Below are 15,988 nucleotides of genomic sequence, written 5' to 3'. Positions count from 1 at the left end.
GAAATAACCGCTGTAGTACTGCAGCGCGAAGTCGCTACCGCTGAAGTACCAAATGACTCCGCCCACTGCCAGGCCGCAGGCCACCCAGATGGAGGACCAGAAAGCAGCTTCTTTAAAAGTGATTACTTGATGATCGCGATGGAGAAAAAGATCAATAACAAGCATTACGCCGACGAAAGCCAGCAGCGCAATCCATGCATATGTTGTGACGTTCATTCGAGACTCCCTTGTGTATGGCTCCAAAGAGCGTTTACACAAGGTCTCTTCCGCCGAATAATCTCGACCAAGGCACCGGCTGCTTTCGCAACGTATTGACGACACCTAGCGTTGGGAATACTCCCCTTGATGGCGTAATCATGAGGGAAAAGCTTTCTCCATGCAACTTGGCACGCTACTTTTTCTTCGGGGTTGCTGAGCACTTGGCGCTCGTTGCAGAAGTCTTCTTGGCGCTCGCTCCCCTTGTGCACGCGGTGGTCGATTTCTGTGAGAGCTTCACCCGGACAGTAGGGCTCGAATATGTGAAACCAGCGGCGGTCAGATAGATCCAACCATCCTTCTCCTTCAGAGTTGTGGTTGCTACTTGATTTTCACCGTTGCTAGAAATAACTGAAACGGTTGCGCCAATAGGTGCACTCGTAAATCCATAGAGACATCTGGCAACATCTGAATTTATCTGCAAATTGTAATTACCCACATTTACTCGACCATTTGCATCGTAATGAGGAGAAGCAACTTTGTAATCAAGACTCTGATACTTTTCATTGAAGAATGGCGCACCCGATATGTAAGCAGTCGCATTTGTTGTGACAATGCCGTTTACCCTGCCATCTTTAAAACATCCTTTACCGTCTCCGCCTGCGATTGTTCGAACAATCCAGTAAGTGGGCGTAGCAGTTGCTTTATCTTTAATCACCGGAAGCCACAAATTCAAATCTTCGACCATTTGCTCGCTACTCTGGTAGCGACCTGCTGTCACCATTGCACTGCCTTTATCACCATCATGATAGGAGCCGCTAGGAGAACTACCGAAGCGCTTTTTCATAGCCGCACTCACATCAGACCACGGAATGCTTGCAAAAACCGTTGGAACCTTTGTAGGTGACCCGGCGAAAGTGATATGAAAGAAACCATCAGATGTCCGACTAGTTTTAATATCAGGATGGTTTAACCTTCCATGCAGCCATCCAGAGAATGTATGGGGCGTGCGAAGAGTGATCCCCAATGAAATTGATTCATCAAGTGGCCAAGCTATAAGACAATGGTCAAAAGAAGTCGCAATACATTTTGCAGACTTTGAATACCTATCCACTCCATTACGACCATCACCGCCACCTAAATCAGATGCATTCATAGCGCGCGCTCCTGGATAGGAAATTTCTTGCACCGCACTTATAGAGGACCAGACTTGGTAAATTTCCATATTTCCATATTTGGATTGAACGTTACTACGTCTAAGACCCCCAAAGAGCTGGGCATTTACAAGGAATTGATTTGTTCCTCCGGCATGAATGATTCCTGGGAGCTCCCATAGATTCGCTGAACCTCCTGCGGGAAGCTCATATTTAGGTTCAGCCTCAAAATACCCCTTAACTCTCTCTATCGGATATTGCTGTTTAAAAGTTCCATTAATTCTTACGCCATCTTTGACAGCAAAGAATTCCTCTACACAATATAGATCCTCACTTTTGATACAGGTAGGCAAGTAGGCACGAACACCAAGTTCAGTCGCAGCTCGGCAATTTGGATCTTTCGTTGATGAGCAGAGAACACTTTTTCTAGGAAATGCAGCAGCAGGATCTTCTGCCAAAATTTGTATTTGTGAAGGGCTGGCGCTCCATGGGTCTAAATCATCAAATAATTCTGCCTGAGTACGAAGATTATCCCAGACATTTTCGATGATATTCATTTGCTCATCGGGAAGATCTGCAGCCAATCCAGAACTCATAGGGAGTGCTAGAAATAGGAGAGTTATGAGAATTTTCTTCATAGCTTTACATCCTTTCCGACGTAACAACTTTATGCATGAAATTGCGTCCCCAACAAGTCATATGCACTACTTCTTTTTATATCCAACTGGGCACCTCGGATTCGTTGCGGTAATGCGTTTAGTGGAGTTTCTCTTAATACAAACAATGGTCTTCTTGTATGTTTTCGAGACGCTCGGCGATGCTGAAGTAGCATCGGATGAAGGTTTCGTAACCGGAGCTTCCTGAGTCAACTTAACTCGAACTGTTGGGCTCGAGAAAGTAAAGCCGGCCGCTGAGAGATAGATCCAGCCATCCTTCTCTTTCAAAGTTGTTGTCGCTACCTGATTTTCACCATTACTTGAAATGACTGAGACTGTTGCGCTAACGGGTGCACTGGTGAAGCCATATAGACATCGTGCAACTCTAGAATTAATTTGTAGATTGTAATTTCCGACATTGACTCGCCCATCTGGAGCATAATGTGGCGAAGCAACTTGATAATCCAAACTTTGGGAGTCTTTATTGAAAACCGGGGCACCGGATGTGTACGCAGTGGCATTTGTGGTCACAACTCCACTGATGTCACCCGATTTAAAACACTTCTCTTGATTCAAATCTGCCCCTCCGCCAGAAACGGTTCGAACAATCCAATAGGTAGGAACTGCGCTGGCGGTATCTTTTACAAAGGGAAGCCACGAATTGAGATCCTGAACCATCTGTTCACTTCGTTGATTTCGGCCGGCAGATTCATACCAATGTTCTCCTGAGCCACAGCATCCACTTGGTTTCCCGCCAAATCGAGCTTTCATCGAATCCGAGAGTTCACTCCAAGGTGCGATTGCAAAAACTGTTGGGACTTTCACCGGATTACCCTGCATTGTGAGGTGGAATTTGCCGTCAGGAGTTATTTCTACTGAAAAGTTTGGCGAGTTAAGACGTCCGTGAAGCCACCCCACAATTGGATGTGCCATTCGAACCTTAACTCCATAAGAGATTTCAAGATCCAGTGGCCAAGCTAAAAGACATTTATCAACGCTTGCGACCACACATTGACTTCCAGTTGCGGTACGTGGCTTTGTATCCGACCCAGCCCCACCTTCTCTCCATGCCAGCGGTGCAACAGCTCCTGGGAGATCGACTTCGCTTACTGCACTAATTGAAGACCAAAGTTCATAAGGAGTAAATTTTTCAAATGGTACGTCAGTACTTTTTCGGTTTAACGCTCCGAGTAGTTGAGCATTAACGCGATAGAAATTGCCACCACCTGAATGCTGAAGACCTGGCAGTTGCCAAAGCCCCGCAGCTCCTCCAGCAGGTAACTCATATTTAGGCTCGGCATCAAATTGCCCGAAGGTTTTCACATTTGGGTATTGATATTTAAAGATTCCGTTTATCCGTATTCCATCTTTAATTGCCCAAAAATCTTCTACACAATACTGTGAAGTGGAATCAAGACAGGTGGGCAGATAAGCACTCACGTTAATAATTTTCGAGAGTGCACATTTTGAATCTTCAACTGAGTCGCAAACTACTCCAGTGGTGAGTCCAAGTCTTTGCATTTCCCCGAACGGAATTTGAAGCTGTGAAGGTATAGCGCTCCATGAATCCAAATCATCGAAGAGTTCACCTTGGGATGCGGGATCCGATGCCTGTGAGTACCGAATGATGAACTTCTGCTCTTCTGGGATATCTACCGAGTATGCCGTGGTTGCGGGCACAAGCAGAACGAGGGCGGTTATCAGGTATCGCTTCATGTCGGTATCACCGAGCCCTAAGAGTTAATTTATGCAGAGATTACGCTCAATAACGCCATGCCAGAAAGGAAACCAGCGCGTAATCCGTGGTCATCCTAAGATTTGACCACTATGAGCACCTTTCCTGCAGATGCCTTCCATGACCTCACTGAGGCCAATGCTGAATACATTAAGACTTTTAAGTATTCAGACCTCACCGGAGTTGCTCAAAAGGGCCTGGCGATTGTGACCTGCATGGACTCACGCATTAACCCGCTCTCTGTAGTCGGCATGCGTTCAGGCGATGCCAAGATTCTCCGCAATGCAGGTGCTCGCGTCACTGAGGACGTGCTTCGTACCCTCGTTCTTGCTACCTATCTTTTGGGCGTAAATCGCATCTTCATCATGCCTCACACCGAATGTCGTATGGCGGAAAATACCGAAGAAGAGATTCACGCAAAGATTGACGCCGAATTTGGTGTCAATACATCTTCACTTGAATTCCGGACAACAAACGATCAACTTGGTGCACTCGCTAAGGACGTTAATCGTGTTCGCTCTTATCCTCTTCTAAACCAAGGTGTCTCGGTAGGCGGCGCAATCTATGACGTTAAGACGGGTTCAATTACTCCGATTGATTGTTGATTCAAATAACTATGCAGGAATTTCTACCGAAACGTTAACTTAAAGTAATTATTAATTACCATTTTTGATACCACCTTGGTATCATACAATTATGGCTATGACACTTAGACTCTCAGATAAGCAAAGTAAGGCGCTGCGGAAAGTTGCAGAGAGCCAAGGAATATCCATGCAAGAAGCCGCTTTGGCCGCTGTAGATGAATACACATCAAAGCGACAACGACGCCTCAATGAAATTATTGAGCGAATTCGTGTTGAAGATGCTGAACTATTAAAACGTCTTTCGCAATGAGCAAAGAGATCGATTACTTAGATTTTCATGACATCGTTGAAATAGCTGCTGCACTCATCCCTGATATGCAAATTAGGGATGAAGGCTTAATTAAGTCAGCTGCTGAAAGACCTCGCACTACCGTCTTCGGTGATGATGCATATGAGACATTTGATGAGAAAGCAGCAGCCCTAATGCACTCACTTGCTCGTAACCATCCATTGATCGATGGCAATAAACGAATTGCATGGTCTGCAACCCGAGCATTCTGCTTACTGAATGGGAGAGAAATTTCACTAAAAGTGGATGCAGCAGAGAAGTTGGTTCTTGAGATTGCTCGAGGAGAAGTTGATGTTAAAGAAATTGCAAAACGCCTTAAGATTAAGGATATTTAGGCGCGGCGCATTGGCATCTTGGTCTGCGGGTAATCGAGATTGCTCAAAAAATCGCGAATAAACATTTGGAAGATTTCAGGCTTTTCTTTATTGGCTTGGTGAGAAGCGCCAGGGATTACTGCAAGGCGGCCTTGAGGAATTGATTCATACATCAAGACAGAGTGATTATGCGAGATAACGTCATCGTCGCCCACGAGAACAAGGACTGGGCACTTGATCTGCTCGATATCGGCAACGGTGAAGTCCGGCTCTGTCTTCCAAATCGTAAACATCTTGGCAATCTTGTGGTCGAGAGTTTCTGGAGCATCAGGAGAAGTAGCAGCATGCTCTTCACGATCTTCGGGTGAGACAAACCCATCCCATTCAGGGAGTGGAAGCGTGCCGCTGTAATGGAAGTTTCCACCGAATGAAACAACTGATTTCACTAAGTCAGGGCGGCGCATTGCAACCATCAGAGCGATGATTGCGCCATCGCTAAAGCCAATCAGGTGTGCTGGTTCTTTAACGACATCTTCTAAGTATGCGACCGCTTCTTCATATTGAAAATCAAAGTGCATGCTGCCTTCGCGATCACCGGTGTAACCATGGGCAGTGCGGTCATAACCAAAAACGTGATGAGTATTTTCAATTGCAGGAAGAACCGTGAAATCAAAGTGAGATGTTTGGCTTAAGCCACCATGTAGAAGAAGAAGCGCATCGCCATTGTTATCCCACTCGTATGAATAAACCTGATGACCGCGGAGGTCGATATATCCCTCGCGCATTTAGTCGAGTGAATCCATGATGTGGCGATTGCCGCGATCGAAAGTGAGGTAGTTCCAGGTCCAATCGGCCATAGTGCCAATTTTGTTGCGCCCTCCAAGAAGATAGAAGAGGTGGAGCCATAACCAAGCGAACCATGCAGGTGCACCGACCATGCTGAACTTACCGACTTCAACAACTGCCTTGTGGCGACCAATTGTTGCCATGGATCCTTTGTCCTTATATTTAAAGTCGCGCAACGGCTTACCTGCGGCGAGGTTAATAATCTGTTCTGCAACGAAGCGCCCTTGCTGCATCGCAACCGGTGCCACCATTGGATAGAAACGACCTTCTGGATTGAGTGCACCTGAGATATCGCCTATCGCCCAGATATGCGGATAGTTTTCTGCCTGCAACGTTGGTCCTGTCTTTACGCGAGAACCAACAATCGGCAAATTCAAAGAGGCAGATGTTGGTTCACCCTTTACACCGGCAGCCCAGACAGTTACCTCCGCAGGAATAGGTTCCCCATCTTTAATAATGATCTGGCGAGGTTTTACTTCACGTACCGCTGTGCTGGTGCGAACATGGACACCAAGCTTCTGCAGATCGCGAGTTGCGCGTGCAGATAACTTCTCAGAGAACATCGGAAGAATTCGTGGTCCAGCCTCGATGAGATAGATATCGATATGTTCAGCAGCGTGGGCCAAATCGTTATGCAGTGGTCCGCGCTTGAGTTCAGCGAGTGCGCCTGCCATTTCGACGCCGGTTGGCCCGCCACCAACGACAGCGATTGAAAGCCGAGTCTCATCTTCAAAGCGGGCGAGGTCTTCGAAGCGGCGCATTACTTCTGCACGGATTTGAATCGCCTCGGCAACTGTCTTCATTCCAAGGCCATTTTCTGAAACACCTGGAACGCCGAAATCTGCAGTGACAGATCCCAGCGCAATGATGAGGTGATCAAACTCGAGAAGTTCTGATGAATCTAACTTCACAGTCTTATTCTTGTGATCGATAGAGATTGGTGAACCCATGCGGAACTTCACATCAGTCTTACGAAGTGCACCGCGAACAGGGTGGACAACGTGATCCGCTGCAAGACCTGCAGTTGAGACCTGGTAGAGAAGCGGCAAGAAGGTCTGAAAGTTGTGGCGATCAACGACGACAACCTCAGCCTTACCGGCAAGTGCGCGAGCAGCAGTCAATCCACCAAAACCGGCGCCGAGAATTACGACTCGTGGCTTAGTTGATCGCTTTGGAGTAGAAGTGCTCATGGGCTCAGTCTAGGCTCCATATATGAAGAGTGAGAATCAAGAGCGCATCTATCTCGTAACCGGAGCATCCGGCTATGTCGGTGGTCGACTTGTACGCTCGTTGCTCAGTGATGGTTTACGAGTTCGCGTACTTGTTCGCGATGCGAAGAAGATTCTTGGTCAAAGCTGGTCTTCCGATGTAGAAGTCATAGAAGGCAATGCCAGCAATCCGGCCGACCTTGATCGCGCGCTTGTTGGAATCCATACTGCTTATTACCTACTCCACTCAATTAACGTTGCTACTGACTTTGGCGATATCGAATCTGCCATGGCAAGAGGTTTTGCCCAAGCTGCAGAGCGAGCACATATTTCGCAGATTGTTTACTTGGGCGGAATCGCAAATGACGAAAACCGCAGTCGCCACCTGACATCGCGGATGAATACCGGTACTGAACTTGCCTCTGGTACCACACCTGTTCTCGAGCTTCGCGCCGGGATTATTATCGGATCAGGTTCGGCATCCTTTGAAATGTTGCGACACCTCACTCACCGACTACCGATTATGACAACACCAAAGTGGGTCTCTAATCGCACCCAACCCATTTCAGTTAGAGATGTTCTTTATTACCTGCGATCTGCGGCGAAATTAGTGGAGCCAGTAAATGAGATTCGCGATATTGGTGGCCCAGAAGTAGTGACCTATGCCGAGATGATGCAGAAGTTCGCCAAGATATCTGGCCTTCCTAAGAGAGTCATTGTTCAGGTTCCAGTCCTCTCACCAAAGCTCTCAAGTCTCTGGATCGGTTTCGTTACACCGGTACCAACATCTCTAGCACGCCCACTTGTCGAATCTTTGATTAGTGAAGTTGTAGTCGATCCGGCAAAGAGCATTGATTCTCTTATTCCTAAACCAGAAGAAGGATTATTAACAGTCACCCAAGCGATCGAATTAGCATTGAGTAGAACTGAGAATAATGAAGTTGCGACTCGTTGGTCAGATGCTGCCTATCCAACCGCGCCATGGCAGAAGGCACAGAGCGATCCAGAGTGGGCAGGTGAACTCACACTTAAAGATCATCGCGAAATCACAACTAATGTTCCGTTGAAATTTATCTGGCAAGAGATTGAAAGCATCGGCGGCGATCATGGTTGGTTCGGTTCTGATTGGCTTTGGTATTTGCGCGGACTACTCGATCGCATGGTGGGTGGAGTTGGTCTACGTCGCGGTCGCCGCGATCCACAAACTCTAAGAATCGGAGATAGTTTAGATTTTTGGCGGGTAGAAGATTTGGTTCGAGAGAAGAAGCTACGACTATATGCAGAGATGATTCTTCCCGGAAAAGCGTGGCTTGAATTTAATCTGGAAGAAAAAGATGGAGTGACAACTGTGACTCAAGACGCACTCTTTGCACCACGAGGTTTAGGTGGACAGATTTATTGGTATCTCGTCTCACCCTTTCACTTTTTTATCTTTCCGACGATGCTCCGCAATATTGTGAAAGCTGCACGTAAATCCCACACTTTGTCATAGGTCATGTTTAGGATGAGCCATATGTCAGCGCTAGAAAATCCAAGCACGCAGGGATCAACACTTACCGACCTTGAGGGCCGTATCCTCGATTTCGAACGTAACTGGTGGCGCTTTGCAGGTGCTAAAGAGACTGCCATCAAGGAGCTCTTTGACCTCAGCGCACCTCGTTATTACCAGCTCCTCAACGATCTCATCGATCGCGACGATGCTCTCGAGGCATCACCTATGCTGGTAAAGCGCCTGCGCCGCCTCCGTGAGGCCCGCATGCAAGCTCGCTCCGCACGCTAAATATCTCCTTTTGCGCCACCCCCTCGCGCTCAAAACTTCGTTTTGCGCGAGGGAATACTCCCAACTACCCTTGGCGTTAGCACTCACCGGCTGAGAGTGATAACCCATCAGCCACATATCCAAGTTCCATATAAGAGGAGTAATTAGATGGCAAAGCAGATCGCCTTTAATGAAGAAGCCCGTCGCGGACTAGAGCGCGGAATGAACGTACTAGCGGATGCAGTCAAAGTCACCCTTGGACCTCGCGGACGTAACGTCGTCCTCGAGAAGAAGTGGGGCGCACCAACTATTACCAACGATGGCGTATCAATCGCTAAGGAGATCGAACTCGATGATCCTTGGGAGAAGATTGGCGCAGAACTCGTCAAGGAAGTTGCTAAGAAGACAGATGATGTCGCTGGCGACGGAACAACAACAGCAACAGTTTTGGCACAGGCGCTTGTTCGCGAAGGTCTTCGCAACGTCGCTGCTGGCTCAAACCCAATGGCGCTTAAGCGCGGTATCGAGAAGGCAGTTGCAGCAATCGTTGCCGAACTTCTCGCAATGGCGAAGTCAGTAGATTCAAAGGAACAGATCGCAGCAACAGCATCAATCTCTGCAGCTGATACAACAATCGGCGAGATGATTGCAGAAGCGATGGATAAGGTCGGCAAAGAAGGCGTTATCACTGTTGAAGAATCAAACACATTTGGACTCGAGCTCGAGCTCACAGAAGGTATGCGCTTTGACAAGGGTTACTTGTCACCATACTTCGTAACAGATACAGATCGCATGGAGACAGTTCTTGAAGATGCTTACATCTTGATCGTCAACAACAAGATCTCTTCAATCAAGGATCTCGTTCCATTGCTTGAGAAGGTAATGCAGTCAGGTAAGCCACTTGCCATCATCGCTGAAGATGTTGAAGGCGAAGCTCTTGCTACTTTGGTTGTTAACAAGATCAAGGGAACATTCCGTTCTGCAGCTGTTAAGGCTCCAGGATTCGGAGATCGTCGCAAGGCGATGCTTCAGGACATTGCAATTCTTACAGGTGCAACAGTTATCTCTGAAGAAGTTGGCCTCAAGCTTGAAACAGCTGGCCTTGAACTTCTCGGTCGCGCTCGCAAGGTTGTTATCTCTAAGGAAGAGACAACAATCGTTGAAGGCGCTGGAGATGCTGACCAGATCAAGGGTCGCGTTAACCAGATTCGCAACGAAATCGAGAAGACAGATTCAGATTACGACCGCGAAAAGGCACAAGAGCGCCTGGCAAAGCTTGCAGGTGGCGTAGCTGTTATCAAGGCAGGGGCTGCAACTGAGGTAGAACTCAAGGAGCGCAAGCACCGCATTGAAGATGCTGTCCGTAACGCAAAGGCAGCAGTAGAAGAAGGAATCGTTGCCGGTGGAGGCGTTGCACTTCTTCAGGCAGCGACAGCAGCATTTAAGAAGTTGAAGCTCGAAGGTGAAGAAGGCGTCGGTGCTCGCATCGTCGAAATCTCAATCGAAGCCCCACTTAAGCAGATTGCTGTGAATGCAGGACTTGAAGGCGGAGTTGTTGTAGAGAAGGTTCGCCATCTCGAAGCAGGCTTCGGACTTAACGCAGCTTCAGGAGAATATGTAGACATGATCAAGGCTGGCATCATCGATCCAGCTAAGGTGACGCGTTCTGCACTTCAGAATGCAGCATCAATTGCAGCGTTGTTTATTACAACAGAGGCAGTGATTACAGATAAGCCAGAGCCAAAGGGTGCAATGACACCTTCAGCTGCTGGTGGAGATATGGATTTCTAAAGAAACCCATTTAAGCGTACGAAGGGGCTGCCGATTAGTATCGGTGGCCCTTTCTGCTTTACCCTTAGAACATGAAGACCTTTGATGCTCAATCAATCGCGCGTGACGCCGCTCTTGCCGAGGCAGAGTTCGCGACACAGGTTGGTGAATTTATCTCGGTCGAATATGACGACGATAATCGCATCGCAACCTATCTTTTTGGCGCAGAGATTGCAGGTTACAAAGGTTGGCGTTGGGGCGTTACAGTTGCAAAGGTCGATGAAGAATCAGCACCAACAATTTGTGACGTCGTCGTGCTTCCAGGTCCGGATTCACTTCTTGCACCTGATCACATTGCTTATCGCGATCGCATCCTGCCTGAAGACATCACACCTGGTGTGATTGTTCCCAGCTTGCTCGATGACACCCGTCTTGTTCCAGGTGCTGCTGCACTCCCACAAGATGAAGATCTCGATGCAACACAAGTATTTGATCTTAGCTTGATGCGTCCTCGCGTACTTTCTATCGAAGGTCGCGATCAAGCATCAAAGCGTTGGTATGCATCCGAACGTGGCCCATCATCACCTTTGGCAGAGCAAGCGCCGAAACCATGTCATTCATGTGGCTTCTTCGTCCCTCTCGCCGGCTCATTACGCTCATCATTCGGCGTGTGTGCCAACGCAATCGCGCCCGATGACGCTCGCGTGGTCTCCGTTGACCACGGATGCGGCGCGCATAGCGAAGCCACTCTAGGTTAAACTATGCACCTGCGTTCACATGGCCAAGGCCATTGAACCGACCCCCTGCCCGCATCCCCGCGGCCGTACCGTAACGAAACACAATAAGGAGTAACGACTATGCCTACAGGTCGCGTGAAATGGTTCTCCCTCGAAAAAGGTTTCGGCTTCATCGCATCAGATGAGGGAGAAGATGTTTATTTGGCAGCAACAGCTCTTCCTGCTGGCGTGCCAACAGTAAAGCCAGGGACAAAGCTTGAGTTCTCTGTTATCGATTCGCGTAAAGGTCCTCAGGCGATGTCAGTGCATATTGTTGATGCACCAGTATCTCTCGCTGAGAATTCACGTATCAGCAACGATGATCTTGCTGCAATGATTGAAGACACCATCAAGATTCTCGACAAGGTGGGCAATGGTCTTCGCCATGGTCGCCACCCATCAGGTGCAGAGGCAGAGCGCCTCGGTCGTGTTCTTCGCGGAATCGCTTCTCAGCTCGAGGCTTAAATACCACTTCGTCGATTGCGACGGATTGAGTAGCGGATTCCAGCAACTCCTAAAGCAGCACCCACTACGCAGGTCCAGATGTATTTCGCATCTGCGCCTGCAGCGAGTGCAATCACACCTGCTGCCATCCAGCAGATTGTTCCGATTGAGACTAGAGTGACAACGGATTTAATCGATGAATTTTCGCCTGATGACATGGAAGAAGAGTAATGCGTAGCCGAGTAGATAAGAACGGAAATTGGCGTTCATTTCGCCACCGCAATTTCCGCATCCTCTTTCCTGCAAATGCGCTCTCCAATATCGGTTCCTGGGCACAACGTGTTGCACAGGACTGGCTTGTTCTCGAACTCACTAATAACAGCGGTACAGCACTTGGCGCTGTAACTGCAGTCCAGTTCGCACCAGTATTGCTCTTTAGTCTTCATGGCGGTGCGCTGGCCGATCGCGTTAACAAACGCAAGTTACTGATTGCAACCAACTTCTTCGCTGGGCTTTCTTCGATAGTTATTGGACTCCTTGTCATCACCGACAACATTCAGTTGTGGCACGTCTTTGTCGGGGGAGCGTTCCTTGGTGTTGTTACCGCACTTGATGCACCTATTCGTCAGGCATTTACATCCGAACTCGTAGGGCATTCCGATGTAGCTAACGCGGTAAGCCTGAATTCAGCTAACTTCAACGCCGGTCGCCTCGTGGGTCCTGCTATGTCAGGCTTCTTAATTGCTCGCTTTAGTACGGGGCCTTCCTTCATTATCAATGGTCTGACATACATCTTTGTGATTGCTGCGCTGATGGCAATGCGTGAGAAAGACTTCTTTATCCAGAAGAAAGAAGAGACTCTCGGCACCGTGCGTGAAGGTATTCGATATGCCCTTGCTCGCCCCGATCTCTATGTCGTGATGTTGCTTGTTTTCTTTGCGGCAACATTCGGACTTAACTTCCAAATCTTTAATGCACTGATGGCCACTCGTGAATTTGGCAAAGGCCCAGCTTCTTACGGTTTACTCGGTACCTATATTGCAATTGGATCGCTGACAGGCGCACTACTTAGCGCGCGACTTGAAAAATTTAGAACAACGCGATTTATTATCAAGCTCGGCGTTGTATTTTCAATCGCAGTTCTGATTCTCTCGGTTGCACCAACCTACACCTGGTACTCACTCTGGCTTCCATTCTGCGGAATCACAGCGCTGACTATGCTGATTTCCGCTAACTCATATGTGCAGACGCATACAGATCACGCAGTACGTGGTCGCGTTATGGGCATCTACCTTTTGATCTTTATGGGCGGTACGCCATTTGGTTCGCTCTTAATTGGATATCTCACCGAAGCAATCGGCGTCCGAGAAACCGTTGCATTCTGCGGAGCAGTCTCACTGATTGCCGCCCTGGTGATTTGGGCAGTATTTAATAAGAAGGTCGAGCCACCACAAGACTTTAGAGTTTCAGAAGTACTTTCTTAAGCTTCCAGGCGGTCGAGCTCTTCGTGTGACAGATGAGAAGGAACAAGCACCACGATTGCAATTGCGAAAGCAATCAACGCTGGAACCATCAAATATGCGCGTGAAATACCGTAACTATCACCAAGGACTCCAAGCAAGAATGGTGCTCCACCGATGGCAATACCTGCCGCCAGCGAGCTCTTACCAATTGCAAGATCTGGACGACCATCGCTATGGCTAATCATGCGAAGCGATGTCAGTGCAAACTGCATTGAGATACCGAGGCCATTAAAGAGCAACGCCACCAAGCTCATAACAAGGCTGTGAGAGAACCAGATTCCGAAGAAGCTGAATAGCTGGATGAGAAGAATTGTGATCAATTGGTGGTCCAATGAGAGCTTATGCAGAATGCGACCGCCAAAGAAGCGACCGATTCCCATACCTGTACCAAGCGCCATGATTGCGATGACTGAAATTGCATCCGATGCTTGAGTGCGATCTTGCACAAGCGCTGCCGCCCAGAATGATGTCGCAAATTCTGTGGAGATTGTTGCAACAAAGCCAAGCCAGGTAAGCCAGTAAGCCTTGGAAAGCTTTCCGCTCTGTGGGCCATCACCTGTTGGCGTGTGTGCGTCACCATTCTTGATGCGGCGGAAGAAGAAGAGATAGAGCGCCAGAGGAAGGATAAGAATCAAACCTAAACGCCAGAAATCTGGAGCGGTGCGCGCGATTGTTCCGATAGTAAATGTTCCGAAAACATAACCGGCAGATGCAATGCCGTTTGCCTGTGCAACAGCCAGAGGCGCCATCGCACCGTAGTGTCCGTTGAGTGAAACCACGAAAGAGTTAATGACGGTTGAGCAGCCATAGCCAGTAACAAGGGCCGCGAGAATGGTGAGTTGTACTGGTTGGACCGTTGCGAGTGCAATCAACCCAGCAGAGAAGATTGTCAGACCAATCCAGCCAGCATTTGCGCGACCAAAACGGTGGGCAAGCCACGGAAGGGTGAGGCCGGCAGCGATAGATGCAATACCCATCGCCGTTCCGTGAAGACCTGCAATTTTGAGTGATGTCCCTTGATCTGCACGAAGTAAAGGCTGAGCAGGGCCAAAGCCACCGAGAAAGAAGTTAACGACAACAGTTTGTAACGCGATGGTCCAGAAGAAACCATCGCGATGAAGTTTCGCCGCCATTACGAGAGCTGGCTGACCACGTAATCAATCGATGCAGTAAGCGCATCGATATCAGCAGGATCAATTGCTGGGAACATTGCGATACGAAGCTGGTTCTTACCAAGCTTGCGGTATGGCTCTGTATCAACGATTCCGTTCGCGCGAAGTGCAGCAGCAACCTTAGTTGCATCGATTGCATCATCGAAGTTAATTGTTCCGATGACATTGGAGCGCTGTGCTGGATCTACAACGAATGGAGTTGTGTAGCTGGTCTTCTCAGCCCAACCGTAGAGGCGTGAAGCAGAATCAGCTGTGCGCTCTGTTGTGAACTTCAAGCCACCGTTCTCATTCATCCACTTAATCTGATCTGCAAGAAGCATTAAAGTAATAAGTGCAGGAGTGTTGTAGGTCTGATCGAGACGTGAATTTTCGATTGCTGTTCCAAGGTCGAAGAATGCTGGAATCCAACGGCCAGATGCCTTGATCTTCTCTGCGCGCTCGATGGCTGCAGGGCTCATCAGTGAAAGCCACAAGCCACCATCTGATGCGAATGACTTCTGTGGCGCAAAGTAATAAGCATCGAATTCTTGTGCGTCAACGTGTAATCCGCCTGCTGCCGATGTTGCATCGACGAGAACAAGAGCTCCATCAGTACCTGCAGGACGCTTGATGGGCATCGCAACGCCAGTTGAAGTTTCGTTATGTGTCTGCGCGTAGACGTCGATGCCATCTTCTTTCACTGAGACCGGGTGCGTACCTGGCTCTGATTTGATGACAGATGGCTCGCCAAGGAACGGCGCTTCCTTAGAAGCTGCAGCAAACTTTGATGAGAACTCGCCGAAAACCAAGTGCTGTGAGCGGTTTTCAATCAGACCGAATGTTGCGATATCCCAGAACGCTGTTGATCCACCGTTGCCGAGGACAACTTCATATCCATCAGGAAGATTAAAGAGTGAAGAGAGACCTTCGCGAACATTTTTAACAACGTTCTTGACTGGCTTCTGTCGGTGCGAAGTTCCGATGACAGAGTTTCCAGATGTGATCAGTGATTGAAGTGCTTCAGGGCGAACCTTGGAAGGTCCTGCACCAAATCGTCCGTCACGTGGCTTGATATCTGCTGGAATTACAATCTCTACGCTCATACAGGCAATTCTACGGGTAGTACCTATTTATCTCCCAATGTGAATCTGTGTTCTCGCGCTCATAGCGAAGTCGGTCATGCAGACGCGAGTAACGGCCCTGCCAGAACTCAATACTTATCGGTAGAACTCGGAAGCCACCCCAATGTGGCGGGCATGGAACCTCAGTGCCCTCAGGCCATTTAGCTGAGGCACCTTCATACCGTTGTTCCAACTCTTCGCGAACTGACAACGGTGACGATTGTGCAGATGCCCACGCACCAATCTGGGACGACCAGGGACGCGTAGCAAAATAACTTTCTGACTCAATCCGTTCTATTTGAGAAGCAAAGCCGCTAATGATTACTTGTCGCTCCATTGCATACCAAGGAAAGAGCAATGTCACTTGCGAATGTAAATTAATGGCTTGCGCCTTCTTTGAGTT

General features: G+C 48.5%; 17 protein-coding genes and 1 pseudogene. 9 read left to right on the top strand and 9 right to left on the bottom strand.

All coding sequences use genetic code 11. The features are described 5' to 3' along the window. From ACKOVI_RS01410 to ACKOVI_RS01400, 3 genes and pseudogenes are all read right to left on the bottom strand, one after another. Window positions 1-216: pseudogene (locus ACKOVI_RS01410) on the bottom strand (tellurium resistance protein TerC); the annotation flags it as partial. 175 nt (window positions 217-391) lie between these two features. Continuing rightward, entirely contained in the window at window positions 392-1,987 is a 1,596-nt protein-coding gene (locus ACKOVI_RS01405) for a hypothetical protein (RefSeq protein WP_509602094.1), read from the bottom strand. A gap of 66 nt (window positions 1,988-2,053) precedes the next feature. Beyond that, entirely contained in the window at window positions 2,054-3,721 is a 1,668-nt protein-coding gene (locus ACKOVI_RS01400) for a hypothetical protein (RefSeq protein WP_509602091.1), read from the bottom strand. Window positions 3,722-3,832: 111 nt separating this feature from the next. Between ACKOVI_RS01400 and ACKOVI_RS01395 the strand changes: the two genes are divergently transcribed. From ACKOVI_RS01395 to ACKOVI_RS01385, 3 genes are all read left to right on the top strand, one after another. Beyond that, window positions 3,833-4,345: a beta-class carbonic anhydrase gene (locus tag ACKOVI_RS01395; RefSeq protein ID WP_509602090.1), complete on the top strand. Its 513-nt coding sequence runs from the start codon at window positions 3,833-3,835 to the stop codon at window positions 4,343-4,345. A gap of 97 nt (window positions 4,346-4,442) precedes the next feature. Beyond that, window positions 4,443-4,634 carry a CopG family transcriptional regulator gene (locus ACKOVI_RS01390; RefSeq protein ID WP_509602088.1) on the top strand — a complete coding sequence of 64 codons (192 nt, stop codon included), beginning with the start codon at window positions 4,443-4,445 and terminating at the stop codon, window positions 4,632-4,634. Then, window positions 4,631-5,008 carry a type II toxin-antitoxin system death-on-curing family toxin gene (locus tag ACKOVI_RS01385; RefSeq protein WP_509602086.1) on the top strand — a complete coding sequence of 126 codons (378 nt, stop codon included), beginning with the start codon at window positions 4,631-4,633 and terminating at the stop codon, window positions 5,006-5,008. The genes ACKOVI_RS01390 and ACKOVI_RS01385 overlap by 4 nt, the downstream gene beginning before the upstream one ends. Here ACKOVI_RS01385 and ACKOVI_RS01380 read toward each other — a convergent pair. Both ACKOVI_RS01380 and ACKOVI_RS01375 read right to left on the bottom strand, forming a co-directional pair. Beyond that, the gene (locus tag ACKOVI_RS01380) at window positions 5,005-5,772 is read right to left on the bottom strand and encodes an alpha/beta fold hydrolase (protein ID WP_509602084.1); all 768 of its coding nucleotides are present in this window, start codon (window positions 5,770-5,772) and stop codon (window positions 5,005-5,007) included. The two genes, ACKOVI_RS01385 and ACKOVI_RS01380, sit on opposite strands and share 4 nt — an antisense overlap. Continuing rightward, window positions 5,773-7,023: an NAD(P)/FAD-dependent oxidoreductase gene (locus ACKOVI_RS01375; protein ID WP_509602082.1), complete on the bottom strand. Its 1,251-nt coding sequence runs from the start codon at window positions 7,021-7,023 to the stop codon at window positions 5,773-5,775. Window positions 7,024-7,045: 22 nt separating this feature from the next. Here ACKOVI_RS01375 and ACKOVI_RS01370 point away from each other — a divergent pair, with 22 nt between their 5' ends. The 5 genes from ACKOVI_RS01370 (at window position 7,046) to ACKOVI_RS01350 (ending at window position 11,811) form a co-directional block, all read left to right on the top strand. Continuing rightward, the gene (locus ACKOVI_RS01370) at window positions 7,046-8,533 is read left to right on the top strand and encodes an SDR family oxidoreductase (RefSeq protein ID WP_509602080.1); all 1,488 of its coding nucleotides are present in this window, start codon (window positions 7,046-7,048) and stop codon (window positions 8,531-8,533) included. Between the two features lie 21 nt (window positions 8,534-8,554). Next, window positions 8,555-8,821, top strand: a complete 267-nt coding sequence (locus ACKOVI_RS01365) for a DUF3263 domain-containing protein (protein ID WP_509602078.1) — start codon at window positions 8,555-8,557, stop codon at window positions 8,819-8,821. 147 nt (window positions 8,822-8,968) lie between these two features. Beyond that, window positions 8,969-10,591 carry a chaperonin GroEL gene (gene groL, locus ACKOVI_RS01360; RefSeq protein ID WP_509602076.1) on the top strand — a complete coding sequence of 541 codons (1,623 nt, stop codon included), beginning with the start codon at window positions 8,969-8,971 and terminating at the stop codon, window positions 10,589-10,591. A 71-nt stretch (window positions 10,592-10,662) separates the two neighbouring features. Further along, window positions 10,663-11,328: a DUF3027 domain-containing protein gene (locus ACKOVI_RS01355; RefSeq protein WP_509602075.1), complete on the top strand. Its 666-nt coding sequence runs from the start codon at window positions 10,663-10,665 to the stop codon at window positions 11,326-11,328. Window positions 11,329-11,427: 99 nt separating this feature from the next. Beyond that, complete coding sequence (locus tag ACKOVI_RS01350) at window positions 11,428-11,811, top strand: cold-shock protein (RefSeq protein ID WP_509602073.1); 384 nt, start codon at window positions 11,428-11,430, stop codon at window positions 11,809-11,811. On the opposite strand, the gene ACKOVI_RS01345 is transcribed toward ACKOVI_RS01350, so the two are convergent. Further along, window positions 11,808-12,008: a DUF2530 domain-containing protein gene (locus ACKOVI_RS01345; RefSeq protein ID WP_509602071.1), complete on the bottom strand. Its 201-nt coding sequence runs from the start codon at window positions 12,006-12,008 to the stop codon at window positions 11,808-11,810. The two genes, ACKOVI_RS01350 and ACKOVI_RS01345, sit on opposite strands and share 4 nt — an antisense overlap. A gap of 12 nt (window positions 12,009-12,020) precedes the next feature. Between ACKOVI_RS01345 and ACKOVI_RS01340 the strand changes: the two genes are divergently transcribed. After that, the gene (locus ACKOVI_RS01340) at window positions 12,021-13,274 is read left to right on the top strand and encodes an MFS transporter (protein WP_509602069.1); all 1,254 of its coding nucleotides are present in this window, start codon (window positions 12,021-12,023) and stop codon (window positions 13,272-13,274) included. Here ACKOVI_RS01340 and ACKOVI_RS01335 read toward each other — a convergent pair. From ACKOVI_RS01335 to ACKOVI_RS01325, 3 genes are all read right to left on the bottom strand, one after another. Beyond that, window positions 13,271-14,446 (bottom strand): MFS transporter, encoded by a 1,176-nt coding sequence (locus tag ACKOVI_RS01335; protein WP_509602066.1) that lies wholly within the window; start codon window positions 14,444-14,446, stop codon window positions 13,271-13,273. The two genes, ACKOVI_RS01340 and ACKOVI_RS01335, sit on opposite strands and share 4 nt — an antisense overlap. Then, window positions 14,446-15,567, bottom strand: a complete 1,122-nt coding sequence (gene serC, locus ACKOVI_RS01330; RefSeq protein ID WP_509602064.1) for a phosphoserine transaminase — start codon at window positions 15,565-15,567, stop codon at window positions 14,446-14,448. The genes ACKOVI_RS01335 and serC overlap by 1 nt, the downstream gene beginning before the upstream one ends. Window positions 15,568-15,577: 10 nt before the next feature. Further along, on the bottom strand, window positions 15,578-15,988 hold a 411-nt coding region (locus ACKOVI_RS01325; RefSeq protein WP_509602062.1), incomplete at its 5' end, for a pyridoxal 5'-phosphate synthase.

The organism is Candidatus Planktophila sp. (assembly GCF_046070465.1).
GTDB lineage: Bacteria > Actinomycetota > Actinomycetes > Nanopelagicales > Nanopelagicaceae > Planktophila.
Note: the sequence above shows the minus strand (reverse complement) of the source record. Positions and strands in the feature narration are given on the sequence as shown.